The organism is Streptomyces spongiae, assembly GCF_009377185.1.
In the GTDB taxonomy this organism is placed as follows: Bacteria; Actinomycetota; Actinomycetes; order Streptomycetales; family Streptomycetaceae; genus Streptomyces; species Streptomyces spongiae.
The window spans coordinates 1-3,290 of record NZ_VJZC01000836.1; the positions used below are offsets into that span (position 1 = coordinate 1).

The window sequence follows — 3,290 nt, forward strand, 5'->3', positions numbered from 1 at the left end:
GGGTAGGGGGAGAGGTCGTCGGTGTGGGCGTCCGGTTCGGCGGGCTCCTGGCTCTCGCCGGCGGCGTCTACGGAAGCAGCGTCGACGGCCGCCGCCAGAGTGCTCAGGGTGCGGTGGGTGTAGACGGCGGTCGGCCGTGGCAGCGCGGGCCGTGTGCCGCGCAGGCGGGCGAACAGCTCCAGCACCGTCATGGAGTCGCCGCCGAGCGTGAAGAAGTCGTCCTCCTGGAAGACTTCCGGAACCTCCAGCAGCTCGCACCACACGCCCGCGACCAGGCGTTCGGTGGGGGTCGTGGGCGGCGTCCGGCGCCGGGGCGCGGTGCTCGCGGCGTCTGTGGCGCCAGTGGCGTCCGTGGCGTCATCCGGTCGCGCCAGCCGGTTGCGGTCGGTCTTGCCCGTGCCGGTCAGCGGGAGCGCGGGAACGGAGTGGACGCGGGCGGGCACCATGTACGGGGGCAGGACGCCGGACAGGAACGTACGCACCTCGCGGGCGTCGGGCTCGTCCCCGCCGGCCCGGGGCTCGACGTACGCCACGAGCCGCCCGTCCCGCGGCAGTACGGCCGCGCGGGCCACGCCCGGGTGGGTCAGCAGGGCGGCCTCGACCTCGCCGGGCTCCACCCGGTGGCCGCGGACCTTGACCTGGTCGTCCAGGCGCCCGAGGAACTCCAGTACCCCGTCGGCCCCGCGACGCACATGGTCGCCGCTGCGGTACCAACGGCGGCCGTCCCGCTCGGTGAAGGCCGCCGCGGTGAGTTCGGGATCGCCCAGGTAGCCGGGGGTCAGTCCGGTGCCGGAGATCAGGAGTTCACCGGCTTCACCGGGTCCGCAGGGCCGGCCGTCCTCGCCGACGACGGCCAGTTCGGTCCTGGCGACCGGCCGGCCGATGGGCAGGTGCCGTACGTCGTCGGCGGGGCGGGTGTCGATGATGTGGCAGGTGGCGTTGATGGTGGCTTCGGTGGGGCCGTAGAGGTTGGACATCCGGTGACCGGAGCCCTGGCCGCCGCAGGCGTCCAGCAGGTCGAACCAGCGGCGTACGTGCGCGGCGGGCAGTGCCTCACCGCCGACGTGGACCCAGCGCAGGGCGGAGAGGTCCAAGGCCGCACCGCTTTCCCGGCTTTCCCGGCTTTCCCGGCTTTCCCGGCTTTCCCGGCTTTCCCGGTTTTCCCGGTTTTCTCGGACGCGGTTCTCGGCGGCTGTCAGCAGCCGTTCCCACAGCGTCGGCACCGAACTCCACACCGTGATCCGGTCCTTCACGACACGGTCCAGCAGCGCCTCGGGGTCGCGCGGCAGGTCCCGGCCGAGGGTGTGCACGGTGGCGCCGACGAGCAGCGGGGCCAGCAACTGGCGTACGGAGGCGTCGAAACAGACCGACGCGGTCTGCACCAGCCGGTCGCCGGGCCCGTAACCGAAGGTGGACAGTGCCCAGTCGAGGTAGTTGGTCATGGACCGGTGGGTGACGGGGACGGCCTTGGGGCGGCCCGTCGAACCGGACGTGAAGATCACGTATGCGATGGAGTCGGGGGCGGTGGCGGGCAGGTCGTCCGGCATCGGTGGGGCCGATGACGGGTCGTCGGCGGCGACCAGGGTGACCCCGCCCGGCACGGCGGCAGCGGCAATGGCAGCGGCACGGGTCGCCGTGTCGCACACCAGCACCCGGACTCCCGTACGGCTCAGCTGGTCCTGGTGCCGGGTGGTGGGGTGGGTGGCGTCCAGGGGTACCCATCCGGCGCCGGACTGCAGGATGCCGACGACGCCGGTGACGGTGTCCGCGCCCGGTTCCGTGAGCAGCCCGACCAGGTCGCCGGGCCGTACGCCGTGGGCGCGCAGCCGGGCCGCGAGGGCGGCGGAGGCGTCGTCGAGGGCCGCGTAGGTGAGGGTGGTGGCCCCGGTGTCGACCGCGACGGCCTCGGGAGTGGCACGGAACTGCGCGCACAGCCGGTCCACGATTCCGGCGCCCTCCGTCGTCACGCCCGCCGAGTCCGGGGTCGCTGCCGGGGATTCGGCGACGGTCGCGCGCAGTTCGTCGACGTACGCGTCGGCGAGGCGGCGCACGGTCTCGGGGCGGAAGAGACGGGCCGGGTGGTTCCAGGACAGGCGCAGGCTCGCGTCGGCCTCCCAGCACAGCAGTCCGAGGCGGGTGGCGGCGGAGGCGGTGGCCGCGGCCGTCGGCGTCACGGTGACCGGCCAGTCGGCGCCGTGGACCACGGGGAAGCGGGCGAAGCTGAACCCCGCCTCGGCGGCCGTGCGCGGCGCCGGGCCATGGGCGTGCCCGGCGGCGGGCAGCAGTCGCGCGATGTCGGGACTGCCCAGGGTCGCGTGGGCCTCGGCCTCCTGCCAGATCCGCCGCAGCCGCCGCGCCAGCGCGGTCACCGGTTCGTCGGGGTCGACGGTCACGAACACCGGCAGGGTGTCGGCCAGTGGTCCCACCAGCCGGTCGATGCCGGGGAGCGGCAGTTCGCGGCGGGACCGCGCCACATTGACGGCGACGGCCCGTCGGCCGCTCCACCGCGCCAGGCACCGGCCGTACACCGCCAGCAGCAGGTGGAACAGGGAGACACCGTGCCGGGCGGCGACCTCACGGAGCGCGGCCGTCAGCGCCTCGTCGACACCGGTGCGGTGGTGGACGAGCGGCGGGGCGGGAGGCGCCTCGGGATCGCCGTCGTACGGCAGTGCCGGGGTCGGGGCCGTCGCGGTGGCGGTGTGCCCGGCGAGCCGGTCGCGCCAGTACTCCTGGTCCCGTACGTGGTCCGGGGACTGCCGCTCGGCGGTGACGGCGGCCGCGTAGTCGCTGAACTTCGCGCTGGGGGGCGGGAGTTCGTGTGCGCCGTCGTCGCCCCGGGCGAGCGCGGTGTAGAGCGCCCAGAGCTCCTCGCCGAGCACCTTGAGGCTGAAGCCGTCCGCGGCGGCGTGGTGGACGACCAGGAGCAGATGGGCCAGGTGCGGGTGCTCGCGTACGAGGACGGCTCGTACGGGGTCCTCCGAGGCCAGGTCGAACGGGCGGTTGCACAGGGCCTGTTCCAGCTGGTCGAGCTGGAACAGGTGGTGCGGGTCTGCCTCCGTCACCTCGTACCAGCGGGGGGCGGCATCGACGGGCGCGGCGGGTTCGGCGTACTGGCGGGGCCGGGTGGCGCTGTCCCGGGTGATCCGCAGGCGCAGCATGGGGTGGCGGGCGGCCAGGCGGGCCAGCGCCCGGCCGAGGAGCGCGGGGTCGAGGGGGCCGCTGACGCTCTGGCGGACGTAGCCGTAGGCGGTGACGCCCTCGTGGAGCGCCTCGGTGGTGTGGAAGGCGAG

Annotated in this window: 1 protein-coding gene; it reads right to left on the bottom strand. The window is 74.6% G+C overall.

Annotated elements, in window-relative coordinates:
* Positions 1-3,290 (bottom strand): non-ribosomal peptide synthetase (locus FNH08_RS47505; RefSeq protein WP_152778118.1); only part of this gene is annotated, 3,290 nt, incomplete at both ends.